Genomic DNA, 18,290 nt, shown 5'->3' with positions numbered 1-18,290 from the left:
GAGAAAAAAAACCAAAAACAAACCCCCCCCGGCGGCCCACCCCCCCCCCCCCCCCCCCCCCCCCCCCCCGGGGGGCCCCCCCCCCCCCCCCCCCCCCCCCCCCCCGCCCCTTCGCCGTTTCCCGGGCCTACGGCGGACGCGCGCCCAAGGCCGGTGCGTACGCGCTTACGACCAGGCGGCGACGAAGTACCCGACCCCGTACGGCGCGTCCTCGTACAGCAGCCGGCCTTCGAGGCCGGCGCCCCCGGCGGCGCCGGCCAGCACCTGCCAGGGGGCCCGTCCGGCGGCCTGGAGTTCGGCCGCGAGTTCGGCGTCGAGCGCGGCGAGGGCGGCCGCGTCGGCGGCGCCCAGGGCGCGGGCGGCGGCCGCGTCGAAGGCGGCGGCCCGCTCGTCGAGGTAGCCGGGGGCCTTGAGGGTCCGGCAGGCGCTGCCGTCCCCGAGGACCAGCATGGCCACGCGTTCGGCGGAACCGCCCAGGTCCGCGCCGAGCAGGCCGCAGCCGCTCGGGGCGAGGTCCGCGGCGACGGCCACACCGGCCACCGGGGCGGCCGCCCAGCGGGCCTGGCCGAGCAGCCAGCCGGCCACCGCGAGGGAAGCCGGCAGGGTGTGCCCGGTGGCGTGGCCGCTCGGCGGTTCGCCCAGGTCGGGGCCCAGGGTGACGGTCAGGTCCACACCGAACCCGGCGAAGCCGCCGGGGGTGCCCTGGTCGTACGCGCCGCCCTCGGCGGCGGCCCCGACGACGACCAGCAGGTCGGGCCGCGAGGCGGCGAGCACCGCCAGCGCGTCGGAGCAGGCGGTGCGGGCGTCGCCGAGTTCGGCGGCGGCCCCCGCGGCGACCTCCGGCACGAGCAGCGGCGGGGCGGGACAGACGGCGGCGGCTACGAGCATGATCCGCAGCCTAACGCCAGCGCGGCTCGGGCGGGGCGGCCGTGCGGTGCCGCTCGGCCGCGCCGGCCTGCCCGCCTTGGGGCTCCGCCCCGGACCCCGCGCCTCAGACGCCGGCGGGGCTGGAATCAGCCACCGCGCAGCCCGACGTGGCGGCCGGGAGGGGCGTGGGGATGCCGAGGGTGGGGATGCCGAGCATGACGCCCGCGGGCTGGGCCGGGGCGGCGTTGCGCTTCTCCCAGGCGTCGCCGGCGCGGGTGCGGCGCACGGTCAGCGTCGGGCCCTCGGCCAGCAGGTGGTGCGGGGCCGCGTAGGTGATGTCCACGGTGACCACGTCGCCCGGGCGGACCTCCGCCTGCGGCTTCGTGAAGTGGACCAGGCGGTTGTCGGGGGCGCGGCCCGACAGCCGGTGCGTGGCGCCGTCCTTGCGGCCCTCGCCCTCCGCGACCATGACCTCCAGCGTGCGGCCGACCTGCTTCTTGTTCTCCTCCCAGGAGATCTCCTCCTGGAGGGCGACCAGGCGCATGTAGCGGTCCTGCACGACCTCCTTGGGGATCTGCCCGTCCATGTCGGCGGCGGGGGTGCCGGGCCGCTTGGAGTACTGGAAGGTGAAGGCGTTCGCGAAGCGGGCCTCGCGCACGGTGTGCATCGTCTGCTGGAAGTCCTCCTCCGTCTCACCGGGGAAGCCCACGATGATGTCGGTGGAGATCGCGGCGTGCGGGATCGCGGCGCGGACCTTCTCGATGATGCCGAGGAAGCGCTCCTGCCGGTACGAGCGGCGCATCGCCTTGAGGATCGGGTCCGAGCCGGACTGCAGCGGCATGTGCAGCTGCGGCATCACGTTCGGGGTCTCGGCCATCGCCGCGATCACGTCGTCCGTGAAGTCGCGCGGGTGCGGGGAGGTGAAGCGGACCCGCTCCAGGCCCTCGATCTGGCCGCAGGCGCGCAGCAGCTTGCTGAAGGCCTCGCGGTCGCCCAGGTCGGAGCCGTACGCGTTGACGTTCTGGCCGAGCAGGGTGATCTCGGAGACGCCCTCGGCGACCAGGGCCTCCACCTCGGCGAGGATGTCGCCGGGCCGGCGGTCCTCCTCCTTGCCGCGCAGCGCCGGGACGATGCAGAAGGTGCAGGTGTTGTTGCAGCCGACGGAGATCGAGACCCAGGCGGCGTACGCGGACTCGCGGCGGGTCGGGAGCGTGGAGGGGAACGCCTCCAGCGACTCGGCGATCTCGACCTGCGCCTCTTCCTGGATGCGGGCGCGCTCCAGCAGCACGGGGAGCTTGCCGATGTTGTGCGTACCGAAGACGACGTCGACCCACGGGGCCTTCTTGACGATCGTGTCGCGGTCCTTCTGCGCCAGGCAGCCGCCGACGGCGATCTGCATGCCGGGGCGCTTGGTCTTCATCGGGGCCAGCCGGCCGAGGTTGCCGTACAGCTTGTTGTCGGCGTTCTCGCGGACCGCGCAGGTGTTGAAGACCACGACATCGGCGTCGCCGTCGGAGCCCTCGGGTGCCCGGACGTAGCCGGCGTCCTCCAGCAGACCGGAAAGCCGCTCGGAGTCGTGCACGTTCATCTGGCACCCGTAGGTGCGCACCTCGTAGCTTCGCTTCTCGTCCACTGCCTGGCTCCGGTCGCTGCTGGTCATGCAACAAGGGTAGGCGGTACCCGGGAGCCCTCCGGTCCCCCGTGCAGCCGGCCCGCGGGGAGCCGGCGGCCGAAGAGGAGGAGCAGCAGGTCCTGGGCGTTTCCGTAGAGGGGTGTTCCGCTTCCGTGGGACCAGTCGAGGTCGTCGGCGCGCAGCCGCAGGCCGGCCAGGTCCGCGCCGAAGAAGCGCAGGGTGCGGGGGGTGACGGCGTCGAGGAGGTGCCGCAGCCGGTCCTCTGGGACGCGGCGCGGGTGACCGAGGGCGGTGGTGATGTCGAGGCCGTGGACCACGTCGTGGGCGAGGGCCCCGGTGGGGCCGGCGGCGGGGGGCTTCCAGGGGTGGCCGGCGTTTTCGCGGAGCAGCGCGGCGAGCTCGCTCGGGCTGAACGCGGCGGCGTCGCGGCGGGCGGTCCGGTCGGTCATCCGGTGCAGGTTCCCGCCGGCCCGCAGCAGCTCGGCGGCGAAGCCGGGGAGGGAGGTGCGGAACCCGAGCGACATGTGGGCGGCGACCTCGCGGACGCGCCAGCCGCCGCAGAGGGACGGGGCGTCCCACTGGGCCGGGGTGAGGGCGTCGAGTACGTCGGCCAGCTCACGGCGTTCGGCGGCGACGGCCGCGGCGATCGTACGGCGGCTCGCGGAGCGGCCTACGGAGCGGGAGGCGGGTCCGGGCGTGGGTCGGGAGGCGGGTCCGGGCGTGGGTCGCGGCGCTGATCGGCTCATGGGTTAAGGCTCGGCCGCCCGCCCCGCATAAGTCCAAGGGCGAGTTCTTCTGCGATCTAGAATCATCGGTTATGGAATTGGCTCAGCTGCGTTACTTCGTGGCGGTGGTGGAGGAGGGCAGTTTCACCCGGGCCGGGGCGCGGCTGCACGTGTCCCAGCCCGGGGTGAGCGCCCAGATACGCCGGCTGGAACGGGAACTGGGGCAGCGGCTGCTCGACCGGTCCGGGCGGCGGGTCACGCCGACCGAGACGGGCGAGGCCGTCCTCTCGTACGCGCGGGCCGCGCTGGCGGCGGTGGAGGGGGTGCGGCGGACGGCCGAGGAGTTCTCCGGGCTGCTGCGCGGGCGGGTGGCCCTCGGGCTGGTCCCGGGCGCGGCCGGGGCGGTGGTGGACGGGTTCGACGTGGTGGGGACGCTCGGGAACTTCCACGACGAGCACCCCCGGGTGGAGATCGCCCTGTCCGAGGACACCTCGGAGCGGATGCTGGCCGCCCTGCGGCGCGGGGAGCTGGATCTGGCGGTGGTCGGCCTCGGCGGGGAGCCGCCGCCGGCGATCTCCTGCCAGGTGGTGCTCGACGAGCCCCTGGTGGCGGCGGTCCGGGCGGACGACCCCCTCGTGGCGGAGTCCGTGAACGGCGGGATCCCGCTGGCGGCCCTGCGCGAACGGGCGCTGATCAGCCTGCCGCGCGGGACGGGCTTGCGCGGGGTGCTGGAGCGGGCGTGCGCGGAGGCGGGGTTCGCGCCGCGGGTGGACTTCGAGGCGGCGGCACCCGCGGTGCTGGTCCGGCTGGCCGCGCGGGGGCTGGGGGTGGCCGTGGTGCCGTCCGGGGCGGAGGCCGGCGCGGAGGCCCGGGCGGAGGCAGGCCCGGAGGCCGGTGCGGGCTCACGGACCGGCGGCGGACTGTGCGCGCTGCGGATCACCGAGCCGGCGCTGAACGGGCGGGTGGCGCTGGCCTGGCGCACGGGCGGACCGGCCGGACCCGCCGCCCGCAGGCTGCTGGGACGGCTGCGCGCGGAGGCCCCCGGACGGCCCGCGCCGTGACAGGAGGGCGGTCGGGTGGCAGGATCGCGCCATGCCTCTCGTACCGCCCCGGATCAGCAGGCGCCACGCCCTGCGGGTCCTGGTGGCCGTACTGGCCGTGCTCGGCGTCCTCACCTGGTGGCTGAAGCCCTTCGGGGAACCTGAGTTGCGCGGCGAGCTGACCTTCAGCACGGGCGCCCGGACCGGCGTCTACCACCGCTACGGGCAGCTGCTGGAGCAGGCGCTCGCGCGGGACGCGTCCGGGGTGGACGTCCATCTGGTGACCAGCGAGGGCTCTCAGGAGAACCTGAAGCGGGTGGCCTCCGGTGAGGCGGACTTCACGGTGGCGACCGCGGACGCGGTCGCCCAGTACCAGCTCGACGGGAAACCGCGCGCGGACCTGCTGCGCGGGGTCGCCCGGCTCTACGACGACTACGTGCAGCTGGTGGTGCCGGCCGACTCCGCGGTGCAGTCGGCCCGGGACCTGAAGGGCAAGCGGGTCGCGATCGGTCAGCCCGGGTCCGGGGTGCGGCTCGTCTCGGAGCGGCTGCTCAGGGCGGCCGGGTTGGACCCGGTGCTGGACATCACGCCGGTGTCCATAGGCATCGACACCATGCCGGCCGAGCTGGAGGCCGGCCGGATCGACGCCTTCTTCTGGTCCGGCGGCCTGCCGACGAACGCGGTGCGCGAGCTGTCGGAGCGGTACCAGATCCGGCTCGTGCAGCTCGGCGACCTGGTCGAGCAGCTGCAGGGCAGCGGCAGTCCGGCGCGCTACTACCGGACGGCGGTCATGCCGCAGGACGCGTACGCGCGGGCGCGCAACACCAGCGCGGTGACCACCCTGGCCGTGCCGAACCTGCTGGTGACCACGGCGGAGACGGATCCCGCGCTGACGGAGCAGCTGACGCGGACGGTGATCCTCGGCCGCGACCTCGTCGGGCGCGAGGTGCACGCGGCGCAGCTGGTGGACCTGCGGACAGCGATCTACACGGATCCCCTGGAGCTGCACGAGGGGGCGGGCCGGTACTACCGGTCGGTCAAGCCCTGACGTTCCCCAAGGCCCTACGAGTCCTACGCGTCCTGCGAGTCCTGCGCGTCCTACGAGGACGGCGGCGACGGCAGCAGCATCATCGCCGCGGCGGCCGCGCCGATCAGGCCCGCGTGGGTGCCCAGGGTCGCCGGGACCACCTGGAGCTCCTTGACGAAGGAGAGCGTGGCGTAGGCCGCGAGATGGGTGCGGATCGGGGCGAAGAGGGTGTCGCCGGAGGTGGCGACTCCGCCGCCGATGACGGCGATGTCCGTTTCGACGAGGGTCGCGGTGGCGGCGATGGCGGCGGCCAGGGCTCGGCCCGCGCGGTCGAAGGCGGCCAGGGCGATCGGGTCGCCCTCGGCGGCGGCCACGGCCACACCGGCGGCCGAGGCGTCCCGCGCGCTCCCCGCGCCGCTCGCGGCGCCGGCCGGGGTCCAGCCCTGCTCCCGGGCCCAGCGGGCGATGGCCGTGCCGGAGGCGATCGACTCGACGCAGCCGCGGCTGCCGCAGACGCACGGCTCGCCGTCGAAGGCCACGCTGATGTGGCCGATGTGCCCCGCGTTGCCCGTGGGGCCGGGGTGCAGCTGGTTGTTCAGGATGAGGCCGCCGCCCACGCCCGTGGAGACCACCATGCAGAGCGCGTTCGCGTGGCCCCGGGCCGCGCCCAGCCAGTGCTCGGCGGCGGTCATCGCCACACCGTCCCCGGCCAGTACGGTCGGCAGCTCGGCCCCGCGCGCCGCGAGCTCCGCCGCGACCCGGGCCTGGACGGGGAACTCCCGCCACGCGCCGATGTTCACCGGGCTGACCGTGCCCCGGGAGGTGTCCACCGGGCCGGCGCTGCCGATCCCGCAGCGGACGGCCGAGGCCCACAGCGGGGAGCCGGACAGGTCGGCGACGACCTCGGCCACCGCCGCCATGACCCCTTCCGCGTCCACTCCGCGCGGGGTCGCCCGGCGGGTGGTGGCGGTCATCGTGCCGTCCGGGTGCACCAGCGCACCGGCGATCTTCGTACCGCCGATGTCGATCGCCACCGTCAGGCCGGCGGCCGCCGCGGCGGCGCGCGGTGCGGGGAAGGGGGCGGTGGGGGTGATCACGGTGGCGGCTCCAGGAAGGGTTCAGGATTCAGTATGCGCCGGGGGCGGCGCCGTGCTCTCGCGAGGCTCCAGTCGCGGCCGCTCGCTGATCCGGACCCCGGGCGGGCCGCCCGCGAGGACGGCGAGGAGTTCCCCGGCGGCGAGCCGGCCGAAGCCGGCGGTGTCGCGCACGAGGGCGGTGAGCCGGGGGTGGGTGACCCGGCAGAGCGCGGAGTCGTCCCAGGCCACGATCGAGAGCCGGCCCGGGACGGGGATGCCCAGCTCGGCGGCGACCGCGCTCCCGGCGACGGCCATCACGTCGTTGTCGTAGACGAGCGCGGTGGGTGGCCCGGGCTCGGCGAGGACCCGGCGGGTGGCGGCGGCGCCCTCGGCGTCGGAGTAGTCGGTGACCACCGAGCGCACTTGGTCCGGGCCGAGCCCGCGGCGCGCGGCCTCCGTCCGCAGGGAGTCCATCCGGCGGACCGTGTGGGCGAGGCCGGGGAGCCCCGCGATGTGGACGATCCGGCGGTGGCCCAGACCGTGGAGGTGGTCCAGGACCTGGGCCATGGCCCCGGCGTCATCGGCCCGGACCGAGGAGACCACCGCCGCAGGCTTCGGCTCCGGGACGGGCTCAGTCTCCGTCCCTGTCTCCGGCTCTCCGATGGTGACCGCGGGCAGGCCCAGCTGCCCGAGGAGCGCCGGGCGCGGGTCCCGCATGCGCGGGTCGACGACGAGGACCCCGTCGACCCTGCGCTCGGCCCACCAGCGCCGGTAGACCGCGCATTCGGCGTCGATGTCCTCGACGACCTGGAACAGCAGGGCGGTCCGGGCGGCGGAGAGGACCTCCTGGATGCCGGAGACCAGCTGGAGGAAGAAGGACTCGACGCCGAGCGTGTGCGCGGGCCGGGCGAGGACCAGCCCGACGGCGCCGGACCGTTCGCCGGAGAGGGCGCGGGCGGCGCTGTTGGGCTGCCAGCCGAGTTCCTCGGCGACGCGGCGGATCCGGGCCCGGGTGTCCTGCGAGACGCCGGGGCGGTCGTTGAGCGCGAACGACACGGCGCTCTCCGACACCCCGGCCTGGCGGGCGATGTCCTTGATCGTGGGTCTGCGGGCCATGGCCTGCCTCATTCGTCCTTCGGGTGCGTCACGCGTGGCGTAATACGGAGGGCAATGGCCGGACCGTACGCGATCCTGCCCTGGCAGGCGGCCTTGACCGCGATCCAGTACTCCCCGGAGGGGTGTCGAGGGGCGGCCGAGCTCGAACCCCACCTCGGCCGGCCCGTCCGCCGGTACGTGCAGGGGCAGGGGCGCGGGGGCCGTCAACGGCCAGGTCCCGTACGGGGAGACGGCGTAGGCCAGGCCCGTCGGCGCGCTCCGGAGGCCGGTGCTGCCGATCCGGGCCCGTACGATGCCCCGCGCGCCGGGGGCGACGACGGTTCCGGGTCGGGCGCCTCGACCCACAGCCCGGCGGGGACGGGGCCGCCGGGGACGGTCACGGTCAGCACGCCCTCGAACTCCCCTGCGGGGGTTGCCGCGAGGATCCGGACCAGGTGTTCGCCGGGCTCGGCCGCGGCGGCGGGCGCCACGCCGGGCGGGATCCGTTCGTACCCGCCGGGTGCGAGGTCCACGGTCCGCCGGGCAGGAGGTGTGCCAGCCGTCGGGAGCGGACCTCCAGTTCGACCGGGCCGCCGGCGCCGGCGTGGGAGGCGAGCGGCACCGTCGCCACGGACGCGGGGCCGTCACACGTCACCGTGTACAGCGCGTCCCCCAGCCGGAGCCGCGCCCGTGTCGTGCAGCCAGTACCGGCTGAACACCGGCTGGTGCGCTGCCCGTTCGCCCACCCGCAACGGCATGCCCCAGGCGCTGGGCAGCAGCAGGGTGGTGGCCGCGCCGCCGACGCCCGCCCCGAAGGGGCCGATCGGGCGGTCCAGCAGGTCCGCTTCGGCGGCCGGCCCCGTGGGCCCGATGGGCCCGATGGGCGGCTGGGCCGGCCGAACGCTCCTGCGGACCCGCGCGGGCGTTTGCGGCGGCCCGGTGAAGAGGGCCGGAGTGGTGACCGCCGTGACCGAAATACCGCTGTCCATTTCCACATGCCGTCCTGTGGCCGCCGAAACTAAACCGCATTAGTTCCACCAGGTTCCAGTGAACGGAACCCTTGTGTCAACTGGGCTGAAGCGCATAAGTAGTCGGGTCTGAGGCCCTGTTGACTTTCCTCATCCACACCGGCAGGTTGTGCCCCATCCGGTGAATTCCCCCAGAACTCCAGGACGCCTTGTGCACGATCACGCGCTCCGATTCGGCGCCAACTACACACCGGCCCGCGGCTGGTTCCACCACTGGCTGGACTTCGACCTCGACGAGGTCAGGGCCGACCTCGACTCGATCGCCGCGCTCGGGCTGGACCACGTCCGCGTCTTCCCGCTGTGGCCGGTCTTCCAGCCGAACCGGACGCTGATCCGGCCGCGCGCCGTCGAGCAGCTCGTCGCGCTCGCGGACGCGGCCGCCGAACGCGGGCTCGACGTCAACGTGGACGGTCTGCAGGGCCACTTGTCGAGCTTCGACTTCCTGCCCGCCTGGACCCGCACCTGGCACCGGCGCAACCTCTTCACCGACCCGGACGTGGTGGCCGGACAGCAGGAGTACCTGCGCACGCTGGCCGCCGCGCTCGCCGACCGGCCGAACTTCCTGGGCATGACCGTGGGCAACGAGCTCAACCAGTTCTCCGACGCCCCGCACCCCGACCCCGACCGCATCACCGGGGACCAGGCCGCCCGCTGGCTGGAGCGGATGCTCGCCGCCTGCGAACAGGGCGCGCCCGGGCGGCTGCACCTGCACGCCGAGTACGACGCCGCCTGGTACCAGGACGGGCACCCCTTCACCCCGGCTCAGGCGGCCCGGCTGGGCGCCGCCACCGCCGTGCACTCCTGGGTGTTCAACGGCACCGCGCAGCGCCACGGCGGGCGCGGGACGGCCACCGAGCACCACGCCGCGTACCTCATCGAGCTCTCCAAGGCCTGGGCCCTCGACCCGCACCGCCCGGTGTGGCTCCAGGAGGTGGGCGCCCCGGCGCCGCTGATCCCGCCCGGGCACGCGGCGCGGTTCACGGAGGCCACCGTCAGGAACGCGCTGGACTGCCCGGACCTGTGGGGCGTGACCTGGTGGTGCTCGCACGACGTGGCCCGCGAGCTCGCGGACTTCCCCGAGCTGGAATACGGGCTCGGCCTGCTCACCAACGACCGCCGGACCAAACCGGCCGGCGCCGCCGTGGCCCGGATCGCCCGGGAGTGGCGGGACCGCGCTCACCGCCCGCCGGTGCGTTCCACCGCGCTCGCCGTGGACGTCGGCGGGGAGCACGAGGCCCCCGGCCGGTCCGTGTGCGCCCCGGGCGGCGCGTTCTTCGAAGCGTGGGCCGCGCTGACGGCCCAGGGGGTGCGCCCCGCGGTGGTCCTCGCGGAGCGCGCCGAGGACCCGGCCCACCTGTCGGCTCGCGGCGTCACCGAGGTGCTGCGCGTGCACGAAGTGACCTGACCGATCCGATCCGATCCGATCCGAATCCGATCCCTCGTGAGGAGCCCCGCATGGCCCAGACCGACGCGACCGGCACGCCCGACGAGAGCCACAAGACCCACGAGACCCGCGTGACCGACAGCGGTGTCGCCTCCCGTACGCCGCCCGCCCCCTTCCGGCCGTCCCGGCGCGTGGTGCTGGCCGCCGGCGCCGGGGCCGCCGCCCTGCTGGGCACGGCGGGCCAGGCCCCGTACGCGTCCGCCGCCCCGGCTCCCGCGTCCGCCGCGCCGACCCCGGCCGACCTGGCCCCGTACGCCTCGTACTGGTTCCCGGACTCCCTCCCGGCGGGGACCCCCGGCCCCGGGATCGTGTGGCGCTCGCTCCTCCGGTGGAGCCCGGAGCGGGACCACGACCTGGCCCACAACACCGCGACCGTGCCCCTGGCGCGGCGGTTCACCCCGGTCCCGGCGCACCGGGACGCCCGGGCCGGCCAGGCCCGGATCTCCTCCCTCGTCTCCTTCGGGCCCACCGCCGGCAACCCCTCCCAGGGCTCCGCGACCGCGGACTACTACGCGCTCACGCACTGGGCGTACATCGACGAGCTGGTCTTCTGGGGCGGCTCGGCCGGCGAGGGCATCGTGCTCGCCCCGAACGCGCCCGTGGTCGACGCCGCCCACCGCAACGGGGTCCGGGTGCTGGGCAACGTGTTCCTGCCGCCCGTCGCCTACGGCGGCGACCTCCAGTGGACCCGCGACCTGGTGCAGCGGGACGCCCTCGGCCGGTTCCCGCTCGCGGACAAGCTCGTCCAGGTGGCACGGACGTACGGCTTCGACGGCTGGTTCGTGAACGCCGAGACGGACGGCGGCGACAGCGCGCTGGCCGCACGGATGCGGGAGTTCCTGCGCGCCCTGCGGGCCGCGGGCGAGCCGCACGGGCTGCGCATCACCTGGTACGACGCCATGAACACCACCGGCCGGGTGGGCTGGCAGGGCGCCCTCAACCAGCTCAACCAGGAGTTCTTCGAGGACCGGGCCGGGAAGGTCGCGGACACGGTGTTCGTGGACTTCCGATGGACCGCGCAGACCCTGGCCGCGTCGGGCACGCTCGCCGAGCGGCTGGGCCGCTCCCGCCACGAGCTGTGGGCGGCCGTGGACACGGAGTCCCGCGGCTGGGACTCCGCCGTGCCGTGGGACGCGATCATCCCGCGCGACCGCGAGCACGTCGTCAGCTACGGCTTCTACCGGCCCGAGTGGACCCGCAACCACCTCACCGACCGCTCCCCCGGGGCGTTCCACCTCGCCGACGACCGGTTCTGGACGGGCGAGTCCCTGGACCCCGCCCGTCCCGCGCCCGCACCCGCGCCCGGGTCCGTTTCCGGGGCCGGGTCCGTCTCCGGGGCGTCCGTCTCCGGGGCCGGGGCCGGCTGGCGGGCCCCGGCCACGGCCGTCGCCGACCGGTCCACGGTCACCGGGCTCCCCTTCGCCTGCTCGTTCAACACCGGGCACGGGCTGCGCTGGTACGAGAACGGCACGGCCGTCTCCGACACGCCCTGGAACCACCTCGGGCTCCAGGACCGGCTCCCGGGCCGCCGCTGGGCGGTGGACACCGCCGGCGAACGCCCCTCCGTCACCCTGGACTTCGCGGACGCCTGGCGCGGCGGCTCCAGCCTGCTGGTCACAGGCGCCCTGACCGCTCCCGTGGTCGTCGGGCTGCACTCCACGCGGCTGCCGCTGACCCGCGGGAGCGTCCTGGAGCTGGTGCACGCCGGCGGGTCGGGGCCGGTCGCGGTGGAGGTCGGCGTGGCCACCCGCGAGCCCGCCGCCCCCGGCGAACCGGTCCCGTACACGTGGCTGCCGGCCGGGAGCACGGACCGCGGGCAGGGCTGGCGCACGGCTCGGGCCGCGCTCGGATCGCTGGCGGGGCAGACCGCGTACGCCCTGGCCGTACGGATCACCGCGCTCGACACGGCGCCGGTGGTGTGGCGGCTCGGCGCCCTGGCGGTCCACGACGCCCCCCGCACCCGGTGCCCCACCCCGCCCACCGCCCTGGGCGTCGACGCCTCGGCCCGGCAGGACGGCAAGGCCTGGCTCCGCCTGTCCTGGCGCGCCGCGGCAGGCGGGGAACGCCGGCCGCGCCACTACGAGGTGTCGCGCGTCCTGCCCGACGGGACCCGCCGCTTCCTCGGCGGCACCTGCGGCACCGCCCTCTACCTGCCGGCCGTCCCGCGGGCCGGGCGGGAGCGGGCGGCCGCCTTCGAGGTCCGGGCCGTGGACGAGCTGTACGCGGCCTCGGCCCCGGCCCGCACCACCCTCACCTGGTAGCGGCTCAGGAGCCGTGGGGGCCGGTGCGCGGCACGGACACGGTCACCCGCAGCCCGTGCGGCGGGTTCGTCTCGTACGAGAGGGACCCGCCGCCCGCGGTGAGCAGCGCGCGGGAGATCGACAGGCCGAGCCCGGAGCCCTTGATGTTCTGGTGGCGGCCGCTGCGCCAGAAGCGGTCGCCGACGCGGAGCAGCTCCTCCTCGGTGAGGCCGGGTCCGCGGTCGGCGACGACCACGCGGGCGACGCGCCCCTCGGCGGCGACCGACACCTCGACCTCCTCGCCCTCAGGGGTGAACTTGAGGGCGTTGTCGATGACGGCGTCGAGCGCGCTGGACAGGGCGATGGGGTCGGCCCAGCCCGTGACGGCGGACCGGCCCGTCTCGGTGAGCCGTACGCCCTTCTCCTCGGCGTACGGGCGCCACGCGGCGACCCGCTCCGCCGCCAGCGCCCCGATGTCGGTGAGGCTGATCTCGGCGGAGGCGTGCTCGGCCAGCGCCAGGTCCAGGAGGTCGTCCAGCACCTGGGTCAGGCGCTTGCCCTCGGTGCGTACGGAGGCGATCTCCTCGTTTCCCTCGGGCAGTTCGAGGGCGAGCAGCTCGATCCGCAGGAGCAGCGCCGCGAGCGGGTTGCGCAGCTGGTGGGAGGCGTCGGCGACGAACGCCCGCTGCTGCTCCAGTACCTCTTCGACGTTGTCGGCCATCTCGTTGAACGAACGGGCCAGGCGTTGGAGTTCCGGGGGCCCGCCCGCGGCCGCGACGCGCGAGTTCATGCGTCCGGTGGCGATGCCGTGGGCGGCCGCGTCCAGGGTCTGTACGGGCTTGAGCACCCAACTGGTGAGCCTCAGGGCGGCGCCGAAGGCGACCAGCATGGCGGCGGCGAGCCCGCCCGCGATGAGCAGCCAGCCCTGCAGGATCCGCCCGCGCATCAGGTCGGTCGGCGAATCGGTGGCGACGACCGCGACCACGTCGCCGTCGAGGACGACCGGGGAGACGACGAGCAGTCGGCCGTGGGTCTGCCAGGGCCACACCTGCGGCGGATCGTGGCTGCGCCGGCCGGCGAGGGCCTCCTCGAACGCACGGCGGCCCTCGCCGGATTCGGGAAGCTGCCACCAGCTGGGCGAGCGGGCCATGTCGTTGTCGTCGCGGTAGAAGATGCCGACGCGGATGCCGTACAGCTCCTGATAGCGGGCGAGTTCGAGCTGGAGGGTCTCGCGGCGCGCGTCGGCGCCGCTGGATCCGGAGCCCTGGGCGTCGATGACGAGCTGGGCGAGGGCGGCGAACCGGGCGCTGTCGTCGATGCGGTCGACCACCACCCGCTGCTGCTGTCCGGAGGCGAGGCTCACCGCGAGCGGGAAGCCCAGCGCGAGCAGCGTGCCCGCCATCAGGATGACGAGCAGCGGGAGCAATCGGGCGCGCACGGCAGAAGACCCCTAGGGGGCGGACGGGGCGGACGGGGCGGACGGCGTGACGAGCCGGTAGCCGACTCCGCGGACGGTTTCGATGAGGGCGGGCATGCGCAGCTTGGAGCGCAGCGAGGCGACGTGGACCTCCAGGGTGCGCCCGGTCCCCTCCCAGCTGGTGCGCCACACCTCGCTGATGATCTGTTCGCGGCGGAAGACGACGCCGGGCCGCTGCGCGAGCAGGGCCAGCAGGTCGAACTCCTTGCGGGTGAGCGGTACGTCGGCGCCGTCCACGCTGACCCGGCGGTTGGGCAGCTCGATGCTGACGGGACCGAGCCGGACCGTGGCGGGCGTACCGGTCCCGGTGGCCGCGGCCTCCTCGGAGGCGCCGGTGCGGCGGGCGACGGCGTGGATGCGGGCGAGGAGTTCGCCGGTGTCGTAGGGCTTGACGACGTAGTCGTCGGCGCCCATGTTCAGCCCGTGGATGCGGGAGCGTACGTCGGCGCGCGCGGTCACCATGATGACGGGTGTCGCGGTGCGCTTGCGGATCTTGCCGCACACCTCGTACCCGTCCTGGTCGGGCAGGCCGAGGTCGAGCAGGATCACCCCGTAGGGGGAGGGTCCGGGCAGGGCGCCGGGGGGCAGCAGCGCCTGCAGGGCTTCCTCGCCGTTGCGGGCGTGGGTGACCTGGAAGCCGTGCCGGGCGAGGATCGCGGACAGGGCGGCGGCGACGTGGTCGTCGTCCTCGACGAGCAGCAGCCTCATGTCGTCCCCCTCTCCTCTTCTCGCTCTTCTTGCTCCCGGCTCCCCGGGCATCGTCACACGGATGGCCGCAAGGTGGCCATCATGCATACACGCCGATGCAGAGTCCCACGTCAAGGGGGTTCCGCCGCGGCGCGTCTTCCGTTACGCACCCGGTACGCGCCGCATTCGGCCGCGCAGGTGTCGCGCACGGAGCGTATCCGGGGGAAGCCGGATCGTTATGCTCAATTCTCCCTCAGATGTGATGACGTTGTGGACGTCACGTCACTACTGTCCTCCCAACCGAGGAGGACGGAGCAAGAAGCCGATGAGCGGAGTATCAGTGACCAAGGACGTGCAGGACGCGGCCGGTGCCGCGGACGACCTGGTCGTACTGAGCAACGTCAACAAGCACTTCGGCGCGCTGCACGTGCTTCAGGACATCGATCTGAGCATTGCCCGCGGTGAGGTAGTCGTCGTGATCGGTCCCTCGGGATCGGGCAAGTCCACGCTGTGCCGGACGATCAACCGTCTGGAGACCATCGACTCGGGCACCATCACGCTCGACGGCAAGGAACTGCCCTCCGAGGGCAAGGAGCTGGCCCGGCTGCGCGCCGACGTCGGCATGGTCTTCCAGTCGTTCAATCTCTTCGCGCACAAGACGGTGCTGGAGAACGTCATTCTGGGCCAGGTCAAGGTCCGCAAGACCGACGGGGCCGCGGCGCGCGAGAAGGCGGTGGCCCTGCTGGACCGGGTGGGCGTCGGCTCGCAGGCCGACAAGTACCCGGCGCAGCTCTCCGGCGGCCAGCAGCAGCGCGTGGCGATCGCCCGGGCGCTGGCCATGGAGCCGAAGGTCATGCTGTTCGACGAGCCGACCTCGGCTCTCGACCCGGAGATGATCAACGAGGTGCTGGAGGTCATGCAGCAGCTCGCCCGTGAGGGAATGACCATGGTGGTCGTCACGCACGAGATGGGCTTCGCCCGCTCCGCGGCCAACCGGGTCGTCTTCATGGCCGACGGGAAGATCGTCGAAGAGGCCACCCCCGAGCAGTTCTTCAGCAACCCCCGCAGTGACCGCGCCAAGGACTTCCTGTCGAAGATCCTGCACCACTGAGGTTCTCGTCTGGTAGTCATCCGTATGCGGATCGCCGCCGGATCGGTTCCTGTCGGCCGCGCGTACGCCGTTAGCGTCGCTCGTCGTTCAACAACGTCTCATCCGAGGGAAGTTCACCATGAAGATCTCCAAGGCCGCTGCGGCCGCGGCCGTCGCCGTCGCCCTTGCCCTGACCGCGACCGCCTGTGGCGGCAGCGAGAAGGACGCCGCCAGTGACGGCGGTGCGTCCGGTGGCGCGAAGGACAAGCTCGTCGTCGGCATCAAGTACGACCAGCCCGGTCTGGGCCTGAAGACCCCGGACGGCAAGTTCACGGGCTTCGACGTCGACGTCGCCACGTACGTGGCCAAGGAGCTCGGCTACGAGCCGAACCAGATCGAGTTCAAGCAGGCCCCCAGCGCCGAGCGCGAGAACCTGATCTCGAACGGTGACGTGAAGTTCGTCGTCGCGACCTACTCGATCAACGACAAGCGCAAGGAGAAGGTCGACTTCGCCGGCCCGTACTTCCTCGCGCACCAGGACCTGCTGGTCCGCGCCGACGACACGAGCATCACCAAGGTCGAGGACCTGAACAAGAAGAAGCTCTGCTCGGTCACCGGCTCCACCTCGGCGCAGAACATCAAGAAGACCCTGGCCCCCGAGGCCGACCTGCTGGAGCAGGGCGGCTACTCCGAGTGCCTGACCGGCCTGGAGAACAAGGCCGTCGACGCCCTGACCACGGACAACTCGATCCTGGCCGGTTACGCCGCACAGGAGAAGAACAAGGGCAAGTTCAAGCTCGTCGGCCTGAGCATGAGCAACGAGAACTACGGCATCGGTCTGAAGAAGGGCGACAAGGAGCTGCAGACCAAGATCAACGCCGCGCTCAAGAAGATGGTCGAGGACGGCAGCTGGCAGAAGGCCGTGGACAAGAACCTCGGCCCGGCCAACTACAAGAACGAGCCTGCCCCGCAGATCACCGAAGGCAGCTGATTCATCGGTGAGGAGCGTCGCCGCCCGCCTGCCGCGGGCGGCGGCGCACCTCACCGGCCATCCTGGGGAGAGCGCAGGGCATCGTGTTCGATTTTCTTGATTCCGGGCAGTACGACGTGCTCGGAGCCTTCTGGGTGACGGTTCAGCTCACCCTCTACTCGGCGGCCGGATCACTGATCTGGGGCACCGTCCTGGCCGGAATGCGGGTCAGCCCGGTCCCGCTGCTGCGGAGCTTTGGCACCGCGTACGTCAACCTGGTGCGCAACACCCCGCTGACGCTGCTGATCATCGGCTGCTCGCTGGGACTCAACCAGACCCTCAGCATCGCCCTGGGCGGCGACACGTTCAAGGAGACCGGCTTCCGGCTCGCGGTCCTCGGACTGATCGCCTACACGGGCACCTTCGTCTGCGAGGCCCTGCGCTCCGGCATCAACACCGTGCCCGTCGGCCAGGCCGAGGCGGCCCGCGCGCTGGGGCTGAGCTTCTTCCAGGTGCTCACCCTGATCGTGCTCCCCCAGGCCTTCCGGGCGGTCATCGCACCGCTCGCCAACGTACTGATCGCGCTCACCAAGAACACCACGGTGGCGGCGACCATCGGCGTGGCCGAGGCGGCCCTGCTGATGAAGGAAATGCTCGAGAACGAGGCGCAGGCGACCTTCGCGGTCTTCGCGGTCTTCGCCCTCGGTTTCGTCCTGCTGACCCTGCCCACCGGTCTTCTGCTGGGCTGGGTCGCCAAGCGAGTGGCGGTGAAGCGATGACCTCCGTGCTGTACGACGCCCCGGGCCCCAAGGCCAAGGCGCGCAACTGGATCTACAGCGGGATCTTCGTCGTCCTGTTCGGACTCGTCCTGTGGTGGGCGCTGTCCCTCATGGGCGAGAAGGGCCAGCTCGACGCCGACAAATGGTCGCCCTTCGTCACCGACAGCCGGGTCTGGACCACGTACCTGATCCCCGGCCTGATGGAGACCCTCAAGGCCGGCGCGCTCTCCATGCTGATCGCCCTCCCGCTGGGCGCACTGCTGGGCATCGGCCGACTCTCCGACCACGCGTGGGTGCGGGGGCCGGTCGGCGCGTGGGTCGAGTTCTTCCGCGCCATCCCGGTGCTGATGCTGATGCTGTTCGGCAACGCGCTGATGGCGCCGCGGTTCCTGGACGTCCCCTCCGACACCCGGCCCTTCTGGGCCGTGGTCACGGGCCTGGTCCTCTACAACTCGGCCGTCATCGGCGAGATCGTCCGGGCCGGCGTGCTCTCCCTGCCCCGCGGCCAGACCGACGCGGCCAAGGCGATCGGCATGCGCAAGGGTCAGACCATGGCCTACGTGCTGATCCCGCAGGCCGTCACGGCGATGCTGCCGGCCCTGGTCAGCCAGCTCGTGGTGATCCTCAAGGACACCGCGCTCGGTGGCGCCCTGCTCGGATTCGCGGAACTGCTTTCCACGAACCGGCAGATCTCGGCCAACTACAGCAACACCATCGCGACCCTCGTCGTGATCGCCCTGATCTACATCGTGGTGAACTTCGTCCTCACCACCTTCGCCTCCCAGCTGGAAGGCCGGCTGCGGAAGTCGAAGAAGGGCACCGGCGCCGTGCTCGGCGCGGAAGAGATCGACGACGCGGTCCCCGGCGCGAACACGGCGGCCGGAGCCTGACGCCGGAGCCCTCTTCGGGCGGCCCCCGGGTCTGACACGCGGTCAGTCAGAGTGCGTATCCAGCGTGGTGGGGGGGGGGGCGCCCCCCCCCCCCCCCCCCCCCTCCCCCCCCCCCCGCCCCCCCCCCCCCCCCCCCCCCCCCCTCCCCCCCTCCCCCCCCCCCCCCACCCCCACCGTGGGCGGGGTCGCACCCTTCCCCCTCCCACGCACCCCCCCCACAAC

Annotated in this window: 16 protein-coding genes; 8 read left to right on the top strand and 8 right to left on the bottom strand. The window is 73.5% G+C overall.

What is annotated here, in order from left to right; genetic code table 11:
• Positions 1 to 165: 165 nt before the first annotated feature.
• The 3 genes from ACZ4VT_RS10005 to ACZ4VT_RS09995 all read right to left on the bottom strand — a co-directional run bounded on the left by ACZ4VT_RS10005 (position 166) and on the right by ACZ4VT_RS09995 (position 3,246).
• Positions 166 to 888: a class III extradiol ring-cleavage dioxygenase family protein gene (locus ACZ4VT_RS10005; protein ID WP_467948194.1), complete on the bottom strand. Its 723-nt coding sequence runs from the start codon at positions 886 to 888 to the stop codon at positions 166 to 168.
• 103 nt (positions 889 to 991) lie between these two features.
• Complete coding sequence (gene miaB / locus ACZ4VT_RS10000) at positions 992 to 2,527, bottom strand: tRNA (N6-isopentenyl adenosine(37)-C2)-methylthiotransferase MiaB (protein ID WP_467948192.1); 1,536 nt, start codon at positions 2,525 to 2,527, stop codon at positions 992 to 994.
• Positions 2,524 to 3,246, bottom strand: a complete 723-nt coding sequence (locus ACZ4VT_RS09995) for a maleylpyruvate isomerase family mycothiol-dependent enzyme (protein WP_467948190.1) — start codon at positions 3,244 to 3,246, stop codon at positions 2,524 to 2,526. Before ACZ4VT_RS09995 ends, miaB begins: the two co-directional genes overlap by 4 nt.
• 71 nt (positions 3,247 to 3,317) lie before the next feature.
• Between ACZ4VT_RS09995 and ACZ4VT_RS09990 the strand changes: the two genes are divergently transcribed.
• Both ACZ4VT_RS09990 and ACZ4VT_RS09985 read left to right on the top strand, forming a co-directional pair.
• Complete coding sequence (locus ACZ4VT_RS09990; protein WP_467948188.1) at positions 3,318 to 4,286, top strand: LysR family transcriptional regulator; 969 nt, start codon at positions 3,318 to 3,320, stop codon at positions 4,284 to 4,286.
• Between the two features lie 31 nt (positions 4,287 to 4,317).
• Positions 4,318 to 5,313 carry a TAXI family TRAP transporter solute-binding subunit gene (locus tag ACZ4VT_RS09985; RefSeq protein WP_467948187.1) on the top strand — a complete coding sequence of 332 codons (996 nt, stop codon included), beginning with the start codon at positions 4,318 to 4,320 and terminating at the stop codon, positions 5,311 to 5,313.
• 50 nt (positions 5,314 to 5,363) lie between these two features.
• Here the strand turns inward: ACZ4VT_RS09985 and ACZ4VT_RS09980 are convergent, their stop codons facing one another.
• The 3 genes from ACZ4VT_RS09980 to ACZ4VT_RS09970 all read right to left on the bottom strand — a co-directional run bounded on the left by ACZ4VT_RS09980 (position 5,364) and on the right by ACZ4VT_RS09970 (position 8,452).
• Entirely contained in the window at positions 5,364 to 6,389 is a 1,026-nt protein-coding gene (locus ACZ4VT_RS09980) for an ROK family protein (protein ID WP_467948185.1), read from the bottom strand.
• 21 nt (positions 6,390 to 6,410) lie between these two features.
• On the bottom strand, positions 6,411 to 7,484 hold the full coding sequence (locus ACZ4VT_RS09975) for a LacI family DNA-binding transcriptional regulator (RefSeq protein WP_467948183.1): 1,074 nt from the start codon (positions 7,482 to 7,484) through the stop codon (positions 6,411 to 6,413).
• Between the two features lie 623 nt (positions 7,485 to 8,107).
• Positions 8,108 to 8,452 (bottom strand): hypothetical protein, encoded by a 345-nt coding sequence (locus ACZ4VT_RS09970; RefSeq protein WP_467948181.1) that lies wholly within the window; start codon positions 8,450 to 8,452, stop codon positions 8,108 to 8,110.
• 190 nt (positions 8,453 to 8,642) lie between these two features.
• Between ACZ4VT_RS09970 and ACZ4VT_RS09965 the strand changes: the two genes are divergently transcribed.
• Together ACZ4VT_RS09965 and ACZ4VT_RS09960 are read left to right on the top strand one after the other, a co-directional pair.
• Positions 8,643 to 9,896, top strand: a complete 1,254-nt coding sequence (locus ACZ4VT_RS09965; protein WP_467948179.1) for a glycoside hydrolase 5 family protein — start codon at positions 8,643 to 8,645, stop codon at positions 9,894 to 9,896.
• 50 nt (positions 9,897 to 9,946) lie between these two features.
• Positions 9,947 to 12,196 (top strand): endo-beta-N-acetylglucosaminidase, encoded by a 2,250-nt coding sequence (locus ACZ4VT_RS09960; protein ID WP_467948177.1) that lies wholly within the window; start codon positions 9,947 to 9,949, stop codon positions 12,194 to 12,196.
• Between the two features lie 4 nt (positions 12,197 to 12,200).
• On the opposite strand, the gene ACZ4VT_RS09955 is transcribed toward ACZ4VT_RS09960, so the two are convergent.
• Positions 12,201 to 13,613 carry a sensor histidine kinase gene (locus tag ACZ4VT_RS09955; RefSeq protein WP_467948175.1) on the bottom strand — a complete coding sequence of 471 codons (1,413 nt, stop codon included), beginning with the start codon at positions 13,611 to 13,613 and terminating at the stop codon, positions 12,201 to 12,203.
• Between the two features lie 12 nt (positions 13,614 to 13,625).
• A complete protein-coding gene (locus tag ACZ4VT_RS09950; protein ID WP_467948174.1) occupies positions 13,626 to 14,360 on the bottom strand; it encodes a response regulator transcription factor in 735 nt (244 codons plus the stop codon).
• Positions 14,361 to 14,664: 304 nt separating this feature from the next.
• On the opposite strand from ACZ4VT_RS09950, the gene ACZ4VT_RS09945 reads away from it, so the two are divergent.
• The 4 genes from ACZ4VT_RS09945 (at position 14,665) to ACZ4VT_RS09930 (ending at position 18,068) form a co-directional block, all read left to right on the top strand.
• Complete coding sequence (locus ACZ4VT_RS09945; protein WP_467948172.1) at positions 14,665 to 15,450, top strand: amino acid ABC transporter ATP-binding protein; 786 nt, start codon at positions 14,665 to 14,667, stop codon at positions 15,448 to 15,450.
• 118 nt (positions 15,451 to 15,568) lie between these two features.
• On the top strand, positions 15,569 to 16,420 hold the full coding sequence (locus ACZ4VT_RS09940) for a glutamate ABC transporter substrate-binding protein (protein ID WP_365472018.1): 852 nt from the start codon (positions 15,569 to 15,571) through the stop codon (positions 16,418 to 16,420).
• 83 nt (positions 16,421 to 16,503) lie between these two features.
• Positions 16,504 to 17,178 (top strand): amino acid ABC transporter permease, encoded by a 675-nt coding sequence (locus ACZ4VT_RS09935; protein ID WP_467948170.1) that lies wholly within the window; start codon positions 16,504 to 16,506, stop codon positions 17,176 to 17,178.
• Positions 17,175 to 18,068 (top strand): amino acid ABC transporter permease, encoded by an 894-nt coding sequence (locus tag ACZ4VT_RS09930; RefSeq protein WP_467948169.1) that lies wholly within the window; start codon positions 17,175 to 17,177, stop codon positions 18,066 to 18,068. The genes ACZ4VT_RS09935 and ACZ4VT_RS09930 overlap by 4 nt, the downstream gene beginning before the upstream one ends.
• The last annotated feature ends 222 nt before the right edge of the window (positions 18,069 to 18,290 follow it).

This window comes from Streptomyces sp. NPDC029164, from assembly GCF_055563995.1.
Note: the sequence above shows the minus strand (reverse complement) of the source record. Positions and strands in the feature narration are given on the sequence as shown.